At 60.3% G+C, this 20,486-nt stretch carries 16 protein-coding genes; 7 read left to right on the plus strand and 9 right to left on the minus strand.

Annotated features, from left to right (window positions below; translation table 11 throughout):
- The first annotated feature begins 73 nt into the window (after nucleotides 1-73).
- Nucleotides 74-2,107, plus strand: coding sequence for a choline BCCT transporter BetT (gene betT, locus FHC48_RS03405; RefSeq protein ID WP_024906970.1), 2,034 nt, complete (start codon nucleotides 74-76; stop codon nucleotides 2,105-2,107).
- 157 nt (nucleotides 2,108-2,264) lie between these two features.
- Here the strand turns inward: betT and FHC48_RS03410 are convergent, their stop codons facing one another.
- From FHC48_RS03410 to FHC48_RS03430, 5 genes are all read right to left on the minus strand, one after another.
- On the minus strand, nucleotides 2,265-2,774 hold the full coding sequence (locus FHC48_RS03410) for a type VI secretion system tube protein Hcp (RefSeq protein ID WP_059363381.1): 510 nt from the start codon (nucleotides 2,772-2,774) through the stop codon (nucleotides 2,265-2,267).
- Entirely contained in the window at nucleotides 2,774-3,130 is a 357-nt protein-coding gene (locus FHC48_RS03415; RefSeq protein WP_023293071.1) for a putative T6SS immunity periplasmic lipoprotein, read from the minus strand. The genes FHC48_RS03410 and FHC48_RS03415 overlap by 1 nt, the downstream gene beginning before the upstream one ends.
- Nucleotides 3,127-3,687 carry a hypothetical protein gene (locus tag FHC48_RS03420; protein WP_059363383.1) on the minus strand — a complete coding sequence of 187 codons (561 nt, stop codon included), beginning with the start codon at nucleotides 3,685-3,687 and terminating at the stop codon, nucleotides 3,127-3,129. The genes FHC48_RS03415 and FHC48_RS03420 overlap by 4 nt, the downstream gene beginning before the upstream one ends.
- A 153-nt stretch (nucleotides 3,688-3,840) precedes the next feature.
- The gene (gene entD, locus FHC48_RS03425; protein ID WP_059363385.1) at nucleotides 3,841-4,482 is read right to left on the minus strand and encodes an enterobactin synthase subunit EntD; all 642 of its coding nucleotides are present in this window, start codon (nucleotides 4,480-4,482) and stop codon (nucleotides 3,841-3,843) included.
- Between the two features lie 85 nt (nucleotides 4,483-4,567).
- The gene (locus tag FHC48_RS03430; RefSeq protein WP_008500981.1) at nucleotides 4,568-6,817 is read right to left on the minus strand and encodes a TonB-dependent siderophore receptor; all 2,250 of its coding nucleotides are present in this window, start codon (nucleotides 6,815-6,817) and stop codon (nucleotides 4,568-4,570) included.
- Between the two features lie 144 nt (nucleotides 6,818-6,961).
- Between FHC48_RS03430 and fes the strand changes: the two genes are divergently transcribed.
- From fes to entF, 3 genes are read left to right on the plus strand one after another with little or no spacing between them, the layout of a single operon-like run.
- Nucleotides 6,962-8,161 carry an enterochelin esterase gene (fes, locus tag FHC48_RS03435; RefSeq protein WP_059363387.1) on the plus strand — a complete coding sequence of 400 codons (1,200 nt, stop codon included), beginning with the start codon at nucleotides 6,962-6,964 and terminating at the stop codon, nucleotides 8,159-8,161.
- Nucleotides 8,162-8,171: 10 nt separating this feature from the next.
- Nucleotides 8,172-8,384: an MbtH family NRPS accessory protein gene (locus FHC48_RS03440; protein ID WP_021242619.1), complete on the plus strand. Its 213-nt coding sequence runs from the start codon at nucleotides 8,172-8,174 to the stop codon at nucleotides 8,382-8,384.
- Entirely contained in the window at nucleotides 8,381-12,238 is a 3,858-nt protein-coding gene (entF, locus tag FHC48_RS03445) for an enterobactin non-ribosomal peptide synthetase EntF (protein ID WP_119312014.1), read from the plus strand. Before FHC48_RS03440 ends, entF begins: the two co-directional genes overlap by 4 nt.
- An 87-nt stretch (nucleotides 12,239-12,325) precedes the next feature.
- On the opposite strand, the gene fepC is transcribed toward entF, so the two are convergent.
- The 3 genes from fepC to fepD are packed head-to-tail and all read right to left on the minus strand — an operon-like array spanning nucleotide 12,326 to nucleotide 15,110.
- A complete protein-coding gene (gene fepC, locus FHC48_RS03450; protein WP_059363391.1) occupies nucleotides 12,326-13,120 on the minus strand; it encodes an iron-enterobactin ABC transporter ATP-binding protein in 795 nt (264 codons plus the stop codon).
- Nucleotides 13,117-14,109, minus strand: a complete 993-nt coding sequence (fepG, locus tag FHC48_RS03455; protein WP_059363393.1) for an iron-enterobactin ABC transporter permease — start codon at nucleotides 14,107-14,109, stop codon at nucleotides 13,117-13,119. Before fepG ends, fepC begins: the two co-directional genes overlap by 4 nt.
- Nucleotides 14,106-15,110: a Fe(3+)-siderophore ABC transporter permease gene (gene fepD / locus FHC48_RS03460; protein WP_059363395.1), complete on the minus strand. Its 1,005-nt coding sequence runs from the start codon at nucleotides 15,108-15,110 to the stop codon at nucleotides 14,106-14,108. The genes fepG and fepD overlap by 4 nt, the downstream gene beginning before the upstream one ends.
- Before the next feature lie 108 nt (nucleotides 15,111-15,218).
- On the opposite strand from fepD, the gene entS reads away from it, so the two are divergent.
- Entirely contained in the window at nucleotides 15,219-16,457 is a 1,239-nt protein-coding gene (gene entS, locus FHC48_RS03465) for an enterobactin transporter EntS (RefSeq protein WP_059363398.1), read from the plus strand.
- Nucleotides 16,458-16,534: 77 nt separating this feature from the next.
- On the opposite strand, the gene fepB is transcribed toward entS, so the two are convergent.
- Nucleotides 16,535-17,494: a Fe2+-enterobactin ABC transporter substrate-binding protein gene (gene fepB, locus FHC48_RS03470; protein WP_059363401.1), complete on the minus strand. Its 960-nt coding sequence runs from the start codon at nucleotides 17,492-17,494 to the stop codon at nucleotides 16,535-16,537.
- Nucleotides 17,495-17,682: 188 nt separating this feature from the next.
- Here fepB and entC point away from each other — a divergent pair, with 188 nt between their 5' ends.
- Together entC and entE are read left to right on the plus strand one after the other, a co-directional pair.
- On the plus strand, nucleotides 17,683-18,858 hold the full coding sequence (gene entC, locus FHC48_RS03475; protein ID WP_059363403.1) for an isochorismate synthase EntC: 1,176 nt from the start codon (nucleotides 17,683-17,685) through the stop codon (nucleotides 18,856-18,858).
- A 9-nt stretch (nucleotides 18,859-18,867) separates the two neighbouring features.
- Nucleotides 18,868-20,478, plus strand: coding sequence for a (2,3-dihydroxybenzoyl)adenylate synthase EntE (gene entE, locus FHC48_RS03480; RefSeq protein WP_059363404.1), 1,611 nt, complete (start codon nucleotides 18,868-18,870; stop codon nucleotides 20,476-20,478).
- Nucleotides 20,479-20,486 lie beyond the last annotated feature (8 nt).

A 20,486-nucleotide genomic window follows, 5' to 3' on the forward strand; every position in this document is an offset into this window, starting at 1 on the left:
CGTTCAATATAAAATGTGTCTTAATTGTTGCGGATTTGGATTTTAATAGTTACAAAAACAGTGAGGATACTGGATGACAGACCTTTCACAGGACAGAGAAAAAGACAAAATCAACCCGGTCGTTTTTTATACGTCCGCCGGGCTGATTTTGTTGTTTTCCCTGACAACGATCTTCTTTCGCGATTTTTCTGCCGAGTGGATTGGGCGCACCCTGAACTGGGTATCGAAGACCTTCGGCTGGTACTACCTGCTGGCGGCCACGCTCTACATCGTCTTTGTGGTCTGCATTGCCTGCTCGCGCTTCGGCTCCGTGAAGCTCGGTCCCGAGCAGTCCAAGCCCGAGTTCAGCCTGCTGAGCTGGGCCGCGATGCTGTTTGCCGCGGGCATCGGCATTGACCTGATGTTCTTCTCCGTGGCGGAACCGGTCACGCAGTATATGCAGCCGCCGGAAGGGGCAGGGCAGACGATGGAGGCCGCGCGCCAGGCGATGGTCTGGACGCTGTTCCACTACGGCCTGACCGGCTGGTCAATGTACGCCCTGATGGGCATGGCGCTGGGATACTTTAGCTATCGTTATAATTTGCCCCTCACCATTCGCTCCGCGCTGTACCCGATTTTCGGTAAAAAGATTAACGGCCCGATTGGCCACAGCGTCGATATCGCGGCTGTGATCGGCACCATCTTCGGTATTGCGACCACGCTCGGGATTGGCGTGGTGCAGCTCAACTACGGGCTGAGCGTGCTGTTTGATATTCCGGATTCGATGGCGGCGAAAGCGGCGCTGATTGCGCTCTCCGTCATTATTGCCACCATTTCGGTGACGTCGGGCGTCGATAAAGGCATCCGCGTGCTCTCCGAACTGAACGTGGCGCTGGCGCTGGGCCTCATCCTGTTCGTGCTGTTTATGGGCGACACCTCGTTCCTGCTCAATGCCTTAGTGCTGAACGTGGGCGACTACGTGAACCGCTTTATGGGCATGACGCTGAACAGCTTCGCCTTTGACCGTCCGGTGGAGTGGATGAACAACTGGACCCTGTTCTTCTGGGCGTGGTGGGTCGCATGGTCGCCGTTTGTCGGCCTGTTCCTGGCGCGTATTTCGCGCGGGCGCACCATCCGCCAGTTTGTGATGGGCACGCTGATTATCCCGTTCACCTTTACCCTGCTGTGGCTGTCGGTGTTCGGCAACAGCGCGCTGCATGAGATTATCCACGGCAACGCGACCTTTGCACAGGAAGCGATGGCGCACCCGGAGCGCGGCTTCTACAGCCTGCTGGCGCAGTACCCGGCGTTCACCTTTAGCGCCTCCGTGGCGACCATTACCGGCCTGCTGTTCTACGTCACCTCGGCGGATTCCGGCGCGCTGGTGCTGGGTAACTTCACCTCGAAGCTGAAGGACATCAACAGCGATGCGCCGAACTGGCTGCGCATCTTCTGGTCGGTCGCCATCGGCCTGCTGACGCTCGGCATGCTGATGACCAACGGCATCTCGGCGCTACAGAACACCACGGTGATCATGGGGCTGCCGTTCAGCTTCGTCATCTTCTTTGTGATGGCCGGGCTGTATAAATCGCTCAAGGTGGAAGATTACCGCCGCGTCAGCGCCAGCCGCGATACCGCACCGCGTCCGATGGGGGCGCAGGACAGGCTGAGCTGGAAGAAACGCCTGTCGCGCCTGATGAACTACCCGGGCACGCGCTACACCAAACAGATGATGGAGACGGTCTGCTTCCCGGCAATGGAAGAGGTGGCGCAGGAGCTGAAGCTGCGTGGCGCCTACGTGGAGCTGAAAAATCTGCCGCCGGAGGAGGGTGAAACCCTGGGGCACCTGGATCTGCTGGTGCACATGGGCGACGAGCAGAACTTTGTCTACCAGATCTGGCCGCAGCAGTACTCGGTCCCCGGCTTTACCTACCGGGCGCGCAGCGGGAAATCGACCTACTACCGGCTGGAGACCTTCCTGCTTGAAGGAAGCCAGGGGAATGATTTGATGGACTACAGCAAGGAGCAGGTGATTACGGACATTCTGGACCAGTATGAACGGCACCTGAACTTTATCCATCTGCACAGGGAAGCGCCGGGGAATAGCGTGATGTTCCCGGATGTTTGAACCTTGAAGTGAAGAACGTAAAAAGGCATCGCCGCTGCCTTCATGCCGGGTGGCGGCGATGCCTTACCCGGCCTACAAAACCGGTTTACCATAGGCCTGATAAGCGAAGCGCCATCAGGCGTTAAATGTACTTTGGGACTGAAAGGCAATATTTCCTTTATTTATATTCACCATTCTGTTTTTCTTTCTGCGCAGGTTTCATCCATGCATCATCATAAATAATATTGCCTTTAACATAGTTCCATTGAATGCCACGAAATCGCAGGCCTACTACTTCATGCATGTTAGGGGCAGAACTGCCTGGATAGTATACATGCGTAAAATCTAAAGATGAGATTACCACGCTATCAAGCGTGATGGTGTAGATCTCTCTTTCTGCTCCCGCTTCAATAATTTCATAATATTTAATAATGGCTTTTTGCAGGCGTCTTCCTTCGCAAGCGACAACGGCAAGGTAAGGACTTACCTTATCTAATTGCTTATGCAGCGTAACCGGGCCATGCTGTCGTGTTCCGGTCATATTTCCGGTATGACTATCGACGGCTTGTTTTACACCATAGCTGCTGTTCATGATTTCGATAGCACCTTCTCTACCTGGCATCATACATTCGCCCTGTACGAGCATTCCGTTCTCGTCGTAGAGAAATAGGTAAGCGGGTAGTGACATTATCGTTCTCCTAAATTTATTAGCTTGCCATTTTTATCGATATCGAACTGATGTACATATTCTTTGCCATTTAAGCCGTAGTGAATTACGTAAGTATGTTCATTCTCCCATTTAATATTCATACAGGTATCAGGATAGGAAAGGTTTAAATCACCGTATCCGGAACCCGCCATTATGCTTATCTGATGGGATTTGCTTGAATATATTGTATAATACTTCAATATGTCATTCTTATTTATGCTGAAACAAATATGATTGCCATTAATAAAAGTTAGTCGTGTTTTTGGGGCTCGTTTACCACCGGGGCAACCGGTAATTGAAATACACATAGCTATAATGAATAGCAGTTTTTTCATCCGGGAAATCCTTTTAAGACTGTTTGGTATTTACTCAGGAGATGATAGAGTGTTTCTTTAAGATGCAGATCGCGATATTGTAATAAACTTTGATTTTTATCCAGACCAAAGTATTTCAATAACCAGTAATCGCTTACAATTGATGCTTGTTGTTCTAACCCATAATGCAATAAATCTACTTTATCTAAACTATAAGTATAGTCAGCAATACCTGAAAATAATCCTCTGGTCCTGACAAACATCCCTTTTTGTGTTTGCCAGACGTGCATCATCTCATGCATAAATCTATGCTTCTTAACTAAGTCGTCCTCTAATGAGAAATCAGGTGAATAAGTTTCTTCTCTAAACCACATTTCACCATTGGGACTCATCGCTATATCGACAGGCTGGAGATTAAAAGGAAGATAACTTTCCCTGTGCACCCACACTAGATGATAATGGATACTGTAACCGTAAAGCGTCTTCGCGAGGGCTATCTCACCGATGGTGAGTTGTCGGATACCGCCTGGGTTAATCGGGGTTCCTGAGGTGGGAATAATGCGTTCATTTACCGGCATTATAAATCCATTGTAATAATATGGTTATTGAGTTTTTATCCTACTCCTGTCGAAATGGAAAAGAAGATTGATATATTCCTAAAAAACGATTTTTGCGTTGTGAGAAATAAATCAAATATGGACTGAAAGAAGATTTTCGAAACCTGATGAGCGTTACAGCAAAGTGATCGCGTGGTCGCCATGAAGCAGCCAGTGAAGTGTAAATAGAGTTCCTACTTTAAACTCAGCCTGTGGGTAGGTCAGCGCCAGCGTGAGTGTTTTCTCATTGAGTCTTGTTATGCGGGCACAGTCAAAACCCATGTAAATCTTCACCCGTGGGTAGAGCGCCTTAAACAGACTCTCTTTGGCGCTGAATGCAAGCGTCAACGCCAGCGCAAAGGGGTAGCCCGAGCGCGTCAGGCACATCGCTTCCTGTGCATTAATGATGCCGTCCTGGATTTCTCGGGCTTCACGGTCAGGAAGAATGGCTTCGCAATCAATACCCACAAGCGCGTCTGGATAACGGACGGCAACCGCCATCGCCTGCGTGCCGCTGTGGGTGATGCTCCCTGAAACGCCTTCCGGCCAGAGCGGTCCACCGCTGGGGCCGATGCCGGGCACGGTGTGGTCAGGTAAGGCATGCGCGGCGGCGATGCGGCCTGCCAGATGCTCGGCTTTGCGTTTGCGCCCGGCGTTTGCAAGCTCAGCGTGGTGGGGGAGCCAGAGGAGATCGGCGTCGGTGAAGGTGGTTGGGTCGAAGGTGACGTGGTGTACGGTATGGCCGGCGAGAATGAACGTGCGGTGGGTGGTGTGCATGGTTTCCCCTCTATCAATAAATAGTGCGGCCTGATGCCCTCACCCAGCCCTCTCCCACGGGGAGAGGGCGGCGTTGTTGCCTTTATCAGAATCGCGTATTCACGCTCATATACCACGTGCGGCCTGGCTCATTATAGGTATAAGCCCCCGCGCCGTACATATACGCGCCGGTGGTGGCGTTCCCGGTCGTCTGGGCATTACCCGCACGCCACTGGCGCTTGTCGAAGACGTTATCCACGCCGCCGGTCAGGCTGACGTTTTTGGTCATGTCCCAGGTCGCGCTCAGACCAACGATGCTGTACGGGCTGACCTCGTCTTTTTCAGACCCGGTCACAGGCTGACCTTTGTAGTTGTACTTCTTCGGCTGCTGCTTGCCGTACCAGGTAAAGGTCGACTGGAGCGACACGTCCTGATGAACCTGCCAGCTCAGTGTCGAGTTCAGCGTGTACTCCGGAATGATCGACAGACGGTCGCCGGTCTCCTTGTTCTTGCTCTGCAGCATGTAGGTGATGTTGTTGGTCCAGTTAATGGTGTCGCTGACCGGCACGTTCAGGGAGCCTTCCAGCCCTTCAACCACCGCTTTCGGCACGTTTTCCCACTGGTAGATATCCGTCTGCACTTTACCGGACGAGGTGTGGCCGATCGGCGCGTAGCCCGCTTCGATCTTGTTGCGGTAGTCGTTGCGGAACCAGGTCACGCCCGCCAGCCAGCCGTCGCGCTTCCACTCCAGACCAATCTCTTTGTTGATGCTGGTTTCGGCCTTAAGATCGTCGTTACCCATCATGTAGCAGCCTACGCCGTCGGAGCTGGCGTAGCAGCCCTGACCTTTGCTGTAGAGCAGGTAGTTCGGGTTGGTCTGATACAGGCTTGGTGCCTTATAGGCGCGGGCGATGCCCATCTTCAGCGTGAAGTCATCCCCCAGACCCTGCGACAGGTTCAGGGACGGGCTCCAGTTGTTGCCGACGATGGTGTGGTGGTCGAAGCGCAGGGCAGGGGTCAGCATGGTGCTGTCGGTCAGCTCCATGTTGTTTTCGGCGAACAGGGAGAAAATCTCTGCCGACGTGTACGGGCTCCGATCGTTACTCATGCCCGGAATGGTGCCGCCCTGCAGGGTTTGCGTGAAGGAGGTGGAATCTTTCATGCGCTGCTGGTTCCACTCGGTACCCAGCGTCAGGTTCTGGTTAACGAGGAAATCAATCGGCAGGTTGATTTCGCTGTGCAGCATCACGTCGGCCAGATCGGTATCGGTGAATTTATTGCTGTTGAACAAGCCTTCCGTACCGCCCGCCAGACCTTCACCCAGACGGGAGTTGCGGGTGTGCTCGTACTGCGCCCAGTTGCTGGTGGTAATGCCGTTATCCCAGCCGCCGTTCCAGGTCACCGCGAAGTTCTGGCGATAGATACGGTTGGTCTCTTTGCCGTAGTTCTTTTTCACCAGGCCGCTGGAGCTGTTGTCGTTGTTAGTGTTCTGGGTATCACCGGCGTAGAGGTTATTCTGACGGCTGTAGCCCGCCTCAAATTCCAGAGACTGCATCGGCGCAAAGTCCCAGCGCACCACGCCGTTGATGTCTTTATTTTCTACACCCTCGCGACCAGCAGGCAGCGTGTCGGCGTAGGCGCCGGTTCGGTCAGACTGATGGCCCTGGTTGATGTCCCACGCGTCGGCCTGGGTTTTGTCCAGGTTACCGAACATGCGGAAGCTGAAGTCACCGCCCAGCGGGCCGCTCAGGCTGAAGTTGGTGCGTTTGGTGGAACCTTCATCCTTGTGCTCAGGCGCATTCAGGTAGGTGTTCCAGGAGCCGTGCCACTGGTCGTCGAATTTTTTGGTGATGATGTTCACCACGCCGCCTGCCGCGCCGTTGCCGTAGCGCGCGGCGGCCGGACCGCGGATCACTTCGATGCGCTCGATCATCTCCGGCGGCACCCAGCCGGTATCGCCGCGGGTGTCACGCTCGCCGCGCCAGCCCAGACGGATGGAGTTACGGCTGGTCACCGGCTTGCCGTCGATCAGGATCAGGGTGTTTTCTGGCCCCATGCCGCGGATATCAATCTGACGGTTATTCCCGCGCTGGCCGCTGGTGGAGTTACCGGTCAGGTTAACGCCCGGCATGGTGCGGATGATTTCCGCCACGTCGCGCGCGGGCGGGTTTTTCCGGATCTCATCGGCGGTGATGGTCGATACCCCCGGCGCCTGCAGATTCTGCTCGGCGGCGGTGATCACCATCGTGTCTTCGTGCTGCGCAGAGGCGGTGTTGTCGTCTGCCAGAGCAGGCAGCGCGACGCCATAAATCCCTAAATTGACCAGCAAGGCCAGAGAGTGAATCTTCTTATTCATTGTACGTCCTGCTTTTGTGGTTGTTTTATGAGCGCTTCCCACAGCGCGGGCACTACGCTATTGCAAATGCAAATAGTTATCAATAATATTATCAATAAAATTTGCTCTGAAACAAAAAAGACTGTTAAACATGAGGTTATAAGGGTGACGGCGTTAACAACGGGAAGTGAAGCGTGGTGGCAGTCGAAAAACGGGCCTGAATGGACGCCGGAAAAGGGAAACTATCGCGTCACGTTCTGGTGGCGTGACCCGGCAGGAACGCAAAGAACGTCACCGATCAAACGCGTCTGGCTCTACGTCACCGGCGTGACCGATCACCACCAAAATGCCCGCCCGCAGTCCCTCGAACGCATTCCCGATACCGACGTCTGGCAGTGGCAGGGCGAGTTCAGCCCCGAGTGGCGCGGAAGCTATTGTTTTATCCCTTCCGTGAATGAAAACGATTTTGCCAGCGTTGTGTTTGAAGGCGAGCAGCCGGAACGCATGGCGCTGCGCGAAGGGTGGCGCAAGCTGCTGCCGCACGCGGTTTCAGACCCGCTGAACCCGCAAAGCTGGCGCGGCGGGCGTGGCCATGCCGTCTCGGCGCTGGAAATGCCGCAAGCACCGGTTCAGCCGGGGTGGAATCATCCCGATACGCCGTATCAGCCGCCAGCCTGCATTGAGTGGGAAAGCGCGCGCCTGAAAAATCGCCGCCGCATCTGGATTTTCACCACCGGGGATCATAGCCCGGAACGCCCGCTGGCGGTGCTGCTCGACGGGCAGTTCTGGGCCGAAAGCATGCCGGTCTGGCCTGCGCTGGCGTCGCTCACCGCCGGGCGCAACCTGCCGCCAGCGGTCTACGTCTTAATCGATGTTATCGATATGGCGCATCGCAACCGCGAGCTGCCGTGCAATCCCGACTTCTGGCTGGCGGTGCAGGAAGAACTTCTCCCCCTTGTTAAAAAACGCGTGCCGTTTAGTGACCGTGCTGACCGTACGGTGGTGGCTGGCCAGAGCTTTGGCGGTCTCGCGTCGCTTTATGCTGGCCTCCACTGGCCGCAGCGTTTTGGCTGCGTGCTTAGCCAGTCCGGCTCCTACTGGTGGCCACACCGCGGCGGCCAGCAGGACGGGCTGTTAATCGAGCAACTTAAAACCGGCGAAATATCCCCTCGCGGGCTACGCATCCTTCTTGAGGCCGGGCGCAACGAGCCGCTCATCTTCCGCGCGAATCAGGCGATTTATGCCGAACTGCACACACACCAACCGGTTATCTGGCGTCAGGTTGACGGCGGACACGATGCGCTTTGCTGGCGCGGTGGGCTGACGCAGGGGCTTATCACCCTCTGGCAGCCGCTTATTCACTAACGGAGTCTGTATGGAATTCAGCAATCCTTTCGATAATCCGCAGGGACAGTTCGCCATTTTGCAAAACGACCAGGGGCAGTACAGCCTGTGGCCACAGCAGTGCGAACTGCCGGCAGGGTGGGGCGTGGTGTGCGAAGCACAGTCTCAGGAGGCGTGCCAGCAGTGGCTGGCGGAACGCTGGCAGACGCTTGAGCCGTCTTATTTCGCGGGGGAGAACGCATGAACCGTCTTCCTCTCGTCGCCGCCCAGCCGGGGATCTGGATGGCGGAACAGCTGTCCACGCTGCCAAACGCCTGGAGCGTGGCGCACTACACCGAGCTGAAAGGCAATATCGATGCGCCGCTGCTGGCAAAAGCCGTTGCCGCGGGCATGATGCAGGCCGATACCCTGCGCATGCGCTTTGCGGAAGACAACGGTGAGGTGTGGCAGTGGGTGGATGACACCTTCATTCTGCCGGAACCGTCCATCGTTCGCGTTGATTCCCACGCCGCCGCCGTGGCGCTGATGAACGCCGATCTTAACCAGAACCTGCGCGTCGACAGCGGTCAGCCGCTCGCTTTCCATCAGCTGATTCAGGTCGGTGAAAACCACTGGTACTGGTATCAGCGCTATCACCATCTGGTGGTGGATGGCTTCAGCTTCCCGGCCATAACTCGCCAGATCGCTGCGATTTATGCCGCGTGGAAAAAGGGCGAACCCACGCCGGAATCCCCGTTTACGCCATTTGCAGAGGTGGTGGACGAGTATCAGCGCTATCGCGACAGCGAGGCGTACCGGCGCGACGGCGCCTTCTGGGCCGGGCAGCGCAAAGAGCTGCCTTCTCCGGTCTCGCTCTCCTCCGCGCCGCTGCCGGGCCGCGCCGCCACGACCGACATTCTGCGTCTGAAAATTACCGCCGACGGCCGCGCCTTCAGCCAGCTTGCACAGGCGGCAGGGCAGGTACAGCGCACCGACCTGGCGCTTGCGCTGGTGGCGCTGTGGCTGGGGCGCCTCACCGGACGGCTGGACTACGCCGCCGGGTTTATCTTTATGCGAAGGATGGGGTCCGCGGCGCTCACCGCGACCGGGCCGGTGCTTAACGTCCTGCCGCTGGCGGTCAATATCGATCCCCAGGAGAGCCTTCCTTCGCTGGCGCTGCGCCTGGCGAACCAGCTGAAAAAAATGCGCCGCCACCAGCGCTACGACGCCGAGCAGATCGTGCGCGACAGCGGGAAAGCATCGGGGGATGAAGCGCTGTTTGGCCCGGTGCTGAACGTTAAAGTGTTCGACTACCAGCTGGATATCGACGGCGTGGAGGCCATCACCCACACGCTGGCGACCGGCCCGGTGAACGATCTGGAGCTGGCGCTGTTCCCGGACGAGCAGGGCGGGCTGAGCATGGAGATCCTCGCCAATAAGCAGCGCTACGACGAGGCGACGCTGACGCGACACGTGGCGCGCCTGAACGCGATGCTGGTGCAGTTTGCGGCCAACCCGGACCTGCGCTGCGGCGAGGTGGAAACCGTTTCAGAACAGGAATACGCAAAGCTCGCGCGCATCAACGATACCGGGCTGGCGCTGCCGTCCACCACGCTCGCGGATCTGGTGGCGGAACAGGCGAGCAAAACGCCGGATGCCCCGGCGCTGGCGGATGCGCACGTTGAACTCAGCTATCGTCAGATGCGCGAGCAGGTCGTCGCGCTGGCAAACCTGCTGCGCGCGCGCGGCGTGAAGCCGGGCGACAGCGTGGCGGTGGCCCTGCCGCGCTCGGTATTCCTGACGTTAGCCTTGCACGGCATTGTGGAGGCGGGCGCCGCGTGGCTGCCGCTCGACACCGGCTACCCGGACGATCGCCTGCGGATGATGCTCGAGGACGCGAAACCGTCCCTGCTCATTACCACCGACGAACAGCTTCCGCGCTTTAGCGATCTGTCCGTCGAGACGTTTAGTTACAACACGCTTTTACCGGCCACCGATGCTGAACCGCTGCGTCTGGCAAAGCCGGAGCAGACGGCGTACATCATCTTTACCTCCGGCTCGACCGGGCGTCCAAAAGGGGTCATGGTCGGCCATACCGCCATCGTTAACCGCCTGAAGTGGATGCAGAACCATTATCCGCTGGGCGCGAACGATGTGGTGGCGCAGAAAACGCCGTGCAGCTTTGACGTGTCGGTGTGGGAGTTCTGGTGGCCGTTTATCGCCGGGGCGAAACTGGTGATGGCGGAGCCGGACGCGCACCGCGATCCGCAGGCGATGCAGAGCTTCTTCACGCACTACGGCGTGACCACTACCCACTTCGTGCCGTCGATGCTGGCGGCGTTTGTCGCCTCGCTGACGTCGGAAAACGTCGACTGCTGCAGAACGCTTAAGCAGGTGTTCTGCAGCGGCGAAGCGCTGTCGACGGCGCTGTGCCGCGAGTGGGAACAGCTGACGCACGTGCCGCTGCATAATCTTTACGGCCCGACGGAAGCGGCGGTGGACGTCAGCTGGTATCCGGCGTTTGGGCCCGAGCTGGCGGCGGTGGAAGGCAACAGCGTGCCGATCGGCTTCCCGGTGTGGAACACGGGGCTGCGCATTCTGGATGCGATGATGCGCCCGGTACCGTTCGGCGTGGCGGGGGATCTCTACCTCACCGGCATCCAGCTGGCGCAGGGGTATCTGGGTCGTCCGGACCTGACCGCCAGCCGCTTTATCGCCGATCCGTTCGCGCCCGGCGAACGGATGTACCGCACCGGTGACGTTGCCCGCTGGCTGGACAACGGCGCGGTGGAGTATCTGGGCCGCAGCGATGACCAGCTGAAAATTCGCGGCCAGCGTATCGAGCTGGGTGAAATCGACCGGGCGATGCTGTCGCTGCCGGACGTGGCCCAGGCCGTGGCGCACGCCTGCGTCTTCAACCAGGCGGCGGCAACGGGCGGCGATGCCCGCCAGCTGGTGGGGTACGTGGTTTCTGAATCCGGCTTACCGCTGGACCGCGACGCGCTGCTGGAATCGCTCAAAACCCAGCTGCCGCCGCATATGGTGCCGGTGGTGCTGCTGCAAATCAGCGCGCTGCCGCTCAGCGCGAACGGCAAGCTTGACCGCAAGGCGCTGCCGCTGCCGGAGCTGACGAGTAAATCCTCCGGCCGTGCGCCGGAGACTGAAACCGAAGTCGCCGTCGCGCAGGCGTTTTCCGCGCTGCTGGGCTGTGAGATCAGCGACATTGAGGCGGATTTCTTTGCCCTCGGCGGCCACTCGCTGCTGGCGATGCGCCTCGCGGCTCAGCTCAGCCTCGCGTTCAACCGCAAGGTCACGCCGGGGCAGATTATGGTCGCCTCGACGGTGAGTAAGCTTAGCGCGCTGCTGGACTCTCAACTGAGCGACGAGCAGGCGCAGCGTCTGGGGTATGAAACCCTTCTGCCGCTGCGTGAAAGCAACGGCCCGACGCTGTTCTGCTTCCATCCGGCGTCCGGCTTTGCCTGGCAGTTTAGCGTCCTGGCGCGCTATCTCAGCCCGCGCTGGTCAATCGTCGGCATTCAGTCGCCGCGCCCGGACGGGCCGATGCAGCAGTGTGCGGATCTGGATGGGGTGATTGAGCGCCACCTGTCTACGTTACGTAAGCAGCAGCCGCAGGGGCCGTATTACCTGTTCGGCTATTCCCTCGGCGGCACGCTGGCGCAAGGGATTGCGGCCTGCCTGCGCCAGCAGGGTGAAGCGGTTTCGTTCCTCGGCCTGCTGGATACCTGGCCGCCGGAAACCCAGAACTGGGCGGAAAAAGAGGCCAACGGCCTCGACCCGGCGGTGCTGGCGGAGATCGAGCGCGAGCGGCAGGCGTTTATCGCCGCCCAGCAGGGACAGGGCTCCAGCGAGCTGTTTAACGCTATCGAAGGCAACTACGCCGATGCGGTGCGGTTGCTCACCACGGCGCACAGTTCACGCTTTGATGGTAAGGCAACGCTGTTTGTTGCCGAACGCACGCGAACGATGGATCCGCATACGGCCTGGGCGCCGTGGGTGGGCGAGCTGGAGGTCTACAGCCAGGATTGCGCCCACGTGGATATCATTTCACCGCAGGCGTTTGAGAAAATTGGGCCAGTGTTGAGGAATATTTTGGGGTAACGTCAAAAGCGCCGGGTGGCGGCTACGCCTTACCCGGCCTACGGGAGCCGAGTGTAGGCCGGGTAAGGCGTAGCCGCCACCCGGCAATTACCGCCGACCTAACGGCACCACCAGCGGCGTTCCCGCCACCGGATCGTCAATAATCATGCAGCGCATACCGTAGATCCGCGCGATCAGCTCCGGCGTGACAATCTCTTTCGGCGCACCCTGCGCCACAATCTCCCCGTCGCGCAAGGCAATCAGGTGCGTGGCGTAGCGGCACGCCTGGTTTAAATCGTGCAGCACCGCCGCCAGGGTGTACCCCTGCGTGCGGTTCAGCTCGCTCAGCAGCTCCAGCAGATCAATCTGGTGGCTGATGTCCAGCCAGGTTGTCGGCTCGTCCAGCAGCATGATCGACGTTTCCTGCGCCAGCACCATCGCAATCCACGCCCGCTGACGCTGGCCGCCGGAAAGGGTGTCCACGCTCTGCTGGGCGAGATCGGTGATGCCCGTCGCCCGCATCGCGCGGTTCACCGCCTCGTCATCTTCCTTGCGCCAGCGGGTAAACATCGGCTGGTGCGGGTAGCGCCCGCGCGAGACCAGCTCCTGCACCGTGATGTCCCCAGGCGTGGTGGCGTTTTGCGCCAGCAGCCCGATGCGCCTGGCCACCTCTTTGCTGGCGAAGCGCTGGATCTGCTCCCCGTCCAGGAAGACACTCCCCTCCACCGGCGTCATCAGGCGGCTCAGCGTGCGCAGCAGGGTCGATTTTCCGCAGCCGTTCGGGCCGATAATCGCGGTGAAGTGGCCGTCCGGAATGGCAACGGTTAAGTCTCGGGCAACGATTTTGTTGCCGTAGCCGAGGGTGAGATGTTCGCCGCGCAAGCGGGTGGTTGTGTCTGTCATTTCTTGCGTGACTCCTGAACGAGCAAGACGATAAGGTAAATCCCGCCGAGGCTGACGGTCACCACGCCCACCGGAAGCTGGTAAGGCATAAACAGCCGCTGGGCGCAGAGATCGGCGGCCAGCAGTAACAGCGCGCCGCACAGCGCCGCCTGAGTTAATCCCCAGCGCGCCGTCCCGCTTAGACGTCGTGCGATATGCGGCGCGACAAGGGCGATAAACGAGATCGGCCCGGCGATGGCGGTGGAGGCTGCGGTCAGCAGTACCGCCACCAGCATCAGCATCAGGCGCGAGCGCTCGACGCTCACGCCCAGCGCGCAGGCGCTGTCGTCGCCCATCTCCAGCAGCCGCATGCGCCGCACCAGCAGCAGCGCGCCGATAAACATCAGCACAATCAGCGGCGCGGCGGGCCAGGTTTTGCCCCACGTCAGGCCGTTGAGAGAACCTGCGTACCACATCCCGGCGGAAAGCGCCGTTTCCAGCGAGGCCTGCAGCAGCAGCCAGGTGTTAAAGGCCATCAGCATCGCGCGGATGCCGATACCAATAATGATCAGCCGGAAGGTGTCGATACCGTTGCGCCAGGCCAACAGCCAGATAACCAGCGACGTCAGAATGCCGCCCGCCATCGCCGTGAAGGTAATGGCCGTCAGGTGCTGGCCGAACAGCACCATCGCCACCAGCACGCCGCTCCAGGCCCCGGTATTGAGGCCCATCACGTCAGGGCTGCCGAGCGGGTTGCGCATCAGCGACTGGAATATCGCACCGCTGACGCCGAGCGCCGCGCCGACCAGGATTGCCATCGCCACGCGCGGCAGTCGCCACTCGGTGACCACCATGGTGATGTTACGCGGCGCGCTGCCGGTGAGAGCGTGAAAGACCTGCGCGAAATCAAGCGTTACGGCACCGCTTTGCAGGCTCCAGACCGCCAGCAGCAGACTGGCGACGACCAGCAGGGAGACGCTGGTGACTAAACGCCGGGACGGGGCCCTCATGCGCCACCTCCGCGTTTACGGCGCACCAGGAAAATCAGCACCGGCGCGCCGATAAAGGCGCTGACCACCGAGACGCGCAGTTCACCCGGCACCAGCAGGCGGCCCAGCACGTCGGCAAACAGCAGCAGGGCAGGCGTCGCCAGCAGAGTCACCGGCAGAGACCAGCGGTGATCCGCCCCCACCAGCCAGCGCGCCATGTGCGGCATCATCAGGCCGATAAAGGCGATCGGCCCGACCACGGCGGTCGCGCTGCCGCACAGCACGGTGATGGCCAGCAGGCCCGTCAGCTGCGTACGCGCCACGCGGTTGCCGAGGGCGGTCGCGGTGTCGCTGCCGAGGCTCAGGCTGTTCAGCGCCCGGCTTAAACACAGCGCCACGGCAGCAGCGATAATGACCGGGAACGCCACCACTTTCAGGGTTTCAAGGGTGCGGATATCCAGCGAACCGGCCTGCCAGAAGCGCAGCTGGTCGTAAACGTCCGGGTTGAGCAGGGCGATGCCGTTGGACAAGCCTTCCAGCACCGCGGCAAGCGCCACGCCCGCCAGCGTCAGGCGTACCGGGCTCAGCTGTCCGCCGCCCTGGCTGCCGGTAAACGCCACCACCAGCGAGGCGGCCAGCGCGCCGCAGAAAGCCATCGCCAGCTGTTCAGAGGGAGAAGTAAACCCAAACAGCGCCGCGCCGAGCACGATGGCAAAGCTGGCGCCAGAGTTAACGCCGAGAATGCCGGGGTCCGCCAGCGGGTTGCGGGTGAGGGTTTGCATCAGGGCACCGGCAAGGCCGAGCGCGCCGCCGGCCAGCAGTCCGGCAAGGGTGCGGGGCAGGCGGGCGTCGAGCACGATAGTGCAGTCAGCGCTCTGACAGGTGCCGGAGAACGCATCGACAATAACGGACGCAGGCAGCGGCCTGGCGCCAACCAGCAGGCTGAGTGCAATCGCGAGGCTCAATAGCAGCAATAAAACGGGCACGGCAACGGCGCGCACCGAAGATGAGGAAAACGACATAGCAACATCCATGATTTGATAATGATAGTGATTATCGTTATCTATCTTATTTGGCTATGTTAGCATGTGCGCCCATGGAATGGGTAGAAATAGACTCAAGGCTTTGTCATGAATCAAAAATCCTGGCTGCTTAACCTCAGCCTGTTGAAAACGCACCCGGCGTATCGCGCCGTGTTTATCGCCCGCTTTATCTCCATTTTATCCCTCGGCCTGCTCGGCGTGGCCGTACCGGTCCAGATCCAGACGATGACCCACTCCAGCTGGCTGGTGGGGTTATCGGTGACGTTAACCGGCGGGGCGATGTTTATCGGTCTGATGGTCGGCGGCGTGCTGGCGGACCGCTACGAGCGCAAGAAGCTGATCCTGCTGGCGCGCGGCACCTGCGGCGTGGGCTTTATCGGGCTGTGTCTGAACGCCATGCTGCCGGAGCCGTCGCTGATCGCCATTTATGCCCTGGGACTGTGGGACGGTTTCTTCGCCTCGTTAGGCGTGACGGCGCTGCTGGCGGCGACGCCCGCGCTGGTCGGGCGCGAGAACCTGATGCAGGCGGGGGCGATCACCATGCTCACCGTGCGCCTCGGCTCGGTGATTTCGCCGATGGTGGGCGGCCTGCTGCTGGCAACCGGCAACGTGGCGTGGAACTACGGCCTGGCCGCGGCGGGGACCTTTATCACCACGCTGACGCTGCTGCGCCTGCCGCTGCTGCCTCCTCCGCCGCAGCCGCGCGAGCATCCGCTGAAATCGCTGATGGCCGCGATTCGTTTCCTGTTCAGCAACCCGCTGATTGGCGGGATTGCGCTGCTCGGCGGCCTGCTGACGATGGCGAGCGCCGTGCGCGTGCTCTACCCGGCGCTGGCGGGCGAGTGGCAGATGAGCGCCTCGGAAATAGGCATTCTCTACGCCGCCATTCCGCTCGGCGCGGCGTGCGGGGCGCTGACCAGCGGCAACCTGGCACAGAGCGCGCGGCCGGGGTTGATTATGCTGCTTGCCACGCTGGCCTCGTTTATCGCCATTGGCTTCTTCAGCCTGATGCCGGTCTGGGCGCTGGGAGTGATGTGTCTGGTGATCTTCGGCTGGCTGAGCGCCATCAGCTCGCTGCTGCAGTACACCCTGATCCAGACCCAGACGCCGGAAGGAATGCTCGGGCGCATTAACGGCCTGTGGACCGCGCAGAACGTCACGGGTGATGCCATTGGCGCGGCGATCCTCGGCGGGCTGGGGGCAATAATGACCCCGGCGGCGTCGGCGAGCAGCAGCGGGTTTGTGTTAGCAATGGTTGGTGTGATCTTATTGGTGGCGCTGGTGGAATTGCGCCGGTTCAGGCAGGAGAGTGTGGTGACCTTGTAGGTCGGGTAAGGCGGAGCCGCCACCCGACAAAACGCCCGGTGGCGCTGCGCTTACCGGGCCTACGGGGAACGTGCCTCTTATTTAAACATCGCATTCAAACGCTGCAACACCAGCATCGCGCTGTAATAATCCAGGCGGAACGTCTCGGTTCCCAACGCCCACACGCGCTTGTTTTTCACCGACGGCAGGTGCGCCAGCAGTGGGTTAGCGTAAATCGCCGCCACGTCTTTCTCGTCACCGGCAAACACAAACAGCCCTTCGCCGTTCAGCCCCGTCGCCAGGTTTTCACCGCCCAGCTGGATAATGTCGTGGCGCTTGCCCTGGCTTGTTGAGGTCTGCAACCCGGCAGGCAGGTCCGCCAGCGTAAAGCCCAGCTGGTGCAGCAGCTTGCCCTGCGCCGATTCGGCGGTCCACAGGTTGGCGGAATGCGCGGCGGCGGTGTAGACGATGGCGTTCACCGGCTGCGGCGGCAGCGTCATCTGCTGTTTCACCTGCGCGAGCTGTTTATCAAACGCGGCAATGCGCTCTGCGGCCTGCTTTTCGTGTCCGGTGATCGCGCCCAGCTGAGTCAGCAGCGCCTGCCAGCTCTTGTCGTCGTAGTTGATGATAAGCGTCGGCGCAATGCCGGAAAGCTGATCGTACAGCGCCAGCGCGGAATCCCCGCCGGTGGCGCTGATCAAAATCAGGTCAGGCATTTGCGCGGCCACCGCTTCAGCGCTGGGCTCGCCGATATACAGCCGGGCAACCTTGCGCTGCTTCGCGATATCGCCCCACTGGCGCAGGAAACCCTGTCCATCCGCCACGCGGTTGTTCGGCGTGGTCGCGCCGCTGGCGACGACCGGTGCGTCAATGGCCAGCAGGGAGCCGGTTAAGGTCACGCTGGTGGAGACAATGCGCGTCGGTTTGCTCTCAAGCGTGTGAACGCCGCGGCTGTCGGTCACCTGACGGGGCCAGTCGGCGGCGGCAGCTGAGGTAAGTCCTAAAACAAAAAGTGATAATAAAAGCAGGGGATTACGGAAAACGGCAGGGAATTTCACAGCGCGGGATCCTGTTTTTGTTGGAGATAATGCTTCTCATTTTCATATTTGCCGCACCGGGATGCAAGCTTTTGTCGCACAAGTTATTTGCCCGACGGTTGACAGCGAAGCGATGTGGGATTAGGTTAGCCGACGAAAATATAAATGATAATCATTATTGCTTCTTTTATCATTTTGAGGAGGATGATATGGATACGTCCCTGGCTGAGGAAGTTCAGCACGCCGCAACCACGCTGGAATCAGACCGTTTTTTCTTTATGTCGCCTTACCGCAGCTTTACCACGTCCGGCTGCTTTGCCCGCTTCAGTGAACCCGCCGTCGGCGGTGACGATCCGGCGGGTCGCTTCCAGCAAAAATTAGCCCAGGCCTTCCGCACGGCAAAAGCCAGCGGTATTGCTCACCCGGTGATGGTGGGGGCGATCCCGTTCGACACCCGCAAGCCCTCGTCGCTGTTTATTCCGCAACGCTGGGAGACCTTTTCCCGTCCCGCACGTCAGCAGTCCGCACGCTATTTTTCCGGCGCGCAGGCCCTGAAGGTGGCACAACGCACCGAGATCCCGCCGCAGCCCGTCTTCGAAGAGATGGTCGCTCGCGCCGCGTCGCTGACCGCGACGCCGCAGGTGAACAAGGTGGTCCTGTCGCGCCTGATTGATATTGCGACCGACAAACGCCTGGACAGCGGCGCCCTGATGGAGCGCCTGATCGCCCAGAACCCGGCGAGCTTCAACTTCCACGTGCCGCTGGAAGACGGCGGCGTGCTGCTGGGCGCCAGCCCGGAGCTGCTGCTGCGCAAAGAGGGGGCGTACTTTAGTTCGCTGCCGCTGGCGGGCTCCGCGCGCCGTCAGCCTGACGACGTGCTGGATCGCGAGGCGGGCAACAAGCTGCTGGCCTCCGAAAAGGACCGTCACGAGCACGATCTGGTCACCCAGGCGATGAAGACCATTCTGGCACCGCGCAGCCACCATCTCAGCATGCCTGATTCTCCTCAGCTGATTACCACGCCGACGCTGTGGCATCTGGCAACGCCGGTAGAAGGCGAGGCGCGTGAAAACGAGAACGCCCTGACGCTGGCCTGCCTGCTGCACCCGACCCCGGCGCTGAGCGGCTTCCCGCATCAGGCGGCGAAAGAGCTGATTGCCGAGCTGGAGCCGTTCGACCGCGAGCTGTTCGGCGGCATCGTTGGCTGGTGCGACAGCGAAGGCAACGGCGAGTGGGTGGTGACCATCCGCTGCGCGCGTCTTCGCGAAAATACCGTTCGCCTGTTTGCCGGTGCGGGCATTGTGCCTGCCTCCTCCCCGGTGGGCGAGTGGCGCGAGACGGGCGTGAAGCTCTCCACCATGCTTAACGTTTTTGGTTTGCACTAAGGAAGACTCATGACCATTCCCTTTACCCGCTGGCCTGAGGATTTTGCCCGCCGCTACCGTGAAAAAGGCTACTGGCAGGATCTGCCGTTGACCCACATCCTGACGGATCGGGCGGACAGCGATGCGGTGGCGATTATCGATAGCGATCGCCACATTACCTACCGCGCGCTGAATCAGGCCGTAAACAACCTGGCCTCAGCCCTTCAGGCGCGAGGATTGCAGCGCGGCGAGACGGCGCTGGTGCAGCTTGGCAACGTGGCCGAGTTCTACATGACCTTTTTCGCGCTGCTGCAAATCGGCGTCGCGCCGGTGAACGCGCTCTTTAGCCATCAGCGCAGCGAACTCAACGCCTACGCGGCGCAGATCAAACCCGCCGTGCTGATCGCCGATCGCGACCACGCGCTGTTTGCGGGCGATGACTTCCTCAACGCTTTCGTGGGTGAACACCGTTCGGTACGCGTCGTCCTGCTTCGCGGTGACGGGGGCGAGCATGCGCTGGAGGCGGCGATTACCCGCCCGGCGGACAATTTTATTGCCAACCCGACGCCCGCCGACGAGGTGGCGTTTTTCCAGCTCTCCGGCGGCAGCACCGGCACGCCGAAGCTGATCCCGCGAACGCACAACGACTATGACTACAGCATTCGTCGCAGCAACGAGATCTGCGGCATTACCGCCGAAACGCGTTACCTGAACGCGCTGCCCGCGGCGCACAACTACGCCATGAGCTCGCCGGGGTCGTTAGGCGTCTTTACCGCGGGCGGCTGCGTGGTGCTGGCGAACGATCCGAGCGCGACGCTCTGCTTCCCGCTGATTGAACAGCATCAGATTAACGTCACCTCGCTGGTGCCGCCTGCCGTCAGCCTCTGGCTGCAGGCGATTGCCGACGGGGCGGACAGCGCGCAGCTTAAATCACTGAAGCTGCTGCAGGTGGGCGGCGCGCGCCTTTCCGCCACGCTCGCGGCGCGTATTCCGGCGGAAATTGGCTGCCAGCTGCAGCAGGTGTTCGGCATGGCGGAAGGGCTGGTGAACTACACCGCCCTCGACGACGCGCCGGAACGCATCATCAACACCCAGGGCCGCCCGATGTGCCCGGACGACGAAGTGTGGGTGGCGGACGAGCACGGCAACCCGCTGCCGCGCGGGGAGGTCGGACGCCTGATGACGCGCGGCCCGTACACCTTCCGCGGCTATTTCAACAGCCCGGAACACAACGCCAGCGCCTTCGACGCCGACGGCTTTTACTGCTCCGGGGATCTGATCGCCATTGACGATCAGGGCTACATCACCGTGCAGGGGCGCGAGAAGGATCAGATCAACCGCGGCGGCGAGAAGATCGCCGCCGAGGAGATCGAGAACCTGCTGCTGCGCCATGGGTCGGTGATCCACGCCGCGCTGGTGAGCATGGAGGACAGCCTGCTGGGCGAGAAGAGCTGCGCGTATCTGGTGGTGAAACAGCCCCTGCGCGCGGTCGAGGTGCGTCGCTTCCTGCGCGAGCAGGGCGTCGCCGAATTCAAGCTGCCGGATCGCGTAGAGAGCGTGGATGCGCTTCCGCTGACGCCGGTCGGCAAAGTCGATAAGAAACAGTTGCGCCTGTGGCTTGCTGAACGCGCCCGGGGCTGAGGAACAGA

The sequence above is a fragment of the Enterobacter sp. EC_50 genome (assembly GCF_019584525.1).
Classification (GTDB): domain Bacteria; phylum Pseudomonadota; class Gammaproteobacteria; order Enterobacterales; family Enterobacteriaceae; genus Enterobacter; species Enterobacter roggenkampii.

What these genes read in the sequence shown, in the direction of transcription:
- entF (WP_119312014.1), top strand. Translation starts at nt 8,381, where the DNA reads ATGAACCGTCTTCCTCTCGTCGCCGCCCAGCCGGGGATCTGGATGGCG.
- entC (WP_059363403.1), top strand. Translation starts at nt 17,683, where the DNA reads ATGGATACGTCCCTGGCTGAGGAAGTTCAGCACGCCGCAACCACGCTG.
- FHC48_RS03430 (WP_008500981.1), bottom strand. Translation starts at nt 6,817, where the DNA reads ATGAATAAGAAGATTCACTCTCTGGCCTTGCTGGTCAATTTAGGGATT.
- entE (WP_059363404.1), top strand. Translation starts at nt 18,868, where the DNA reads ATGACCATTCCCTTTACCCGCTGGCCTGAGGATTTTGCCCGCCGCTAC.
- FHC48_RS03420 (WP_059363383.1), bottom strand. Translation starts at nt 3,687, where the DNA reads ATGCCGGTAAATGAACGCATTATTCCCACCTCAGGAACCCCGATTAAC.
- fepG (WP_059363393.1), bottom strand. Translation starts at nt 14,109, where the DNA reads ATGAGGGCCCCGTCCCGGCGTTTAGTCACCAGCGTCTCCCTGCTGGTC.
- fepD (WP_059363395.1), bottom strand. Translation starts at nt 15,110, where the DNA reads ATGTCGTTTTCCTCATCTTCGGTGCGCGCCGTTGCCGTGCCCGTTTTA.
- FHC48_RS03415 (WP_023293071.1), bottom strand. Translation starts at nt 3,130, where the DNA reads ATGAAAAAACTGCTATTCATTATAGCTATGTGTATTTCAATTACCGGT.
- entS (WP_059363398.1), top strand. Translation starts at nt 15,219, where the DNA reads ATGAATCAAAAATCCTGGCTGCTTAACCTCAGCCTGTTGAAAACGCAC.
- fepC (WP_059363391.1), bottom strand. Translation starts at nt 13,120, where the DNA reads ATGACAGACACAACCACCCGCTTGCGCGGCGAACATCTCACCCTCGGC.
- betT (WP_024906970.1), top strand. Translation starts at nt 74, where the DNA reads ATGACAGACCTTTCACAGGACAGAGAAAAAGACAAAATCAACCCGGTC.
- entD (WP_059363385.1), bottom strand. Translation starts at nt 4,482, where the DNA reads ATGCACACCACCCACCGCACGTTCATTCTCGCCGGCCATACCGTACAC.
- FHC48_RS03410 (WP_059363381.1), bottom strand. Translation starts at nt 2,774, where the DNA reads ATGTCACTACCCGCTTACCTATTTCTCTACGACGAGAACGGAATGCTC.
- FHC48_RS03440 (WP_021242619.1), top strand. Translation starts at nt 8,172, where the DNA reads ATGGAATTCAGCAATCCTTTCGATAATCCGCAGGGACAGTTCGCCATT.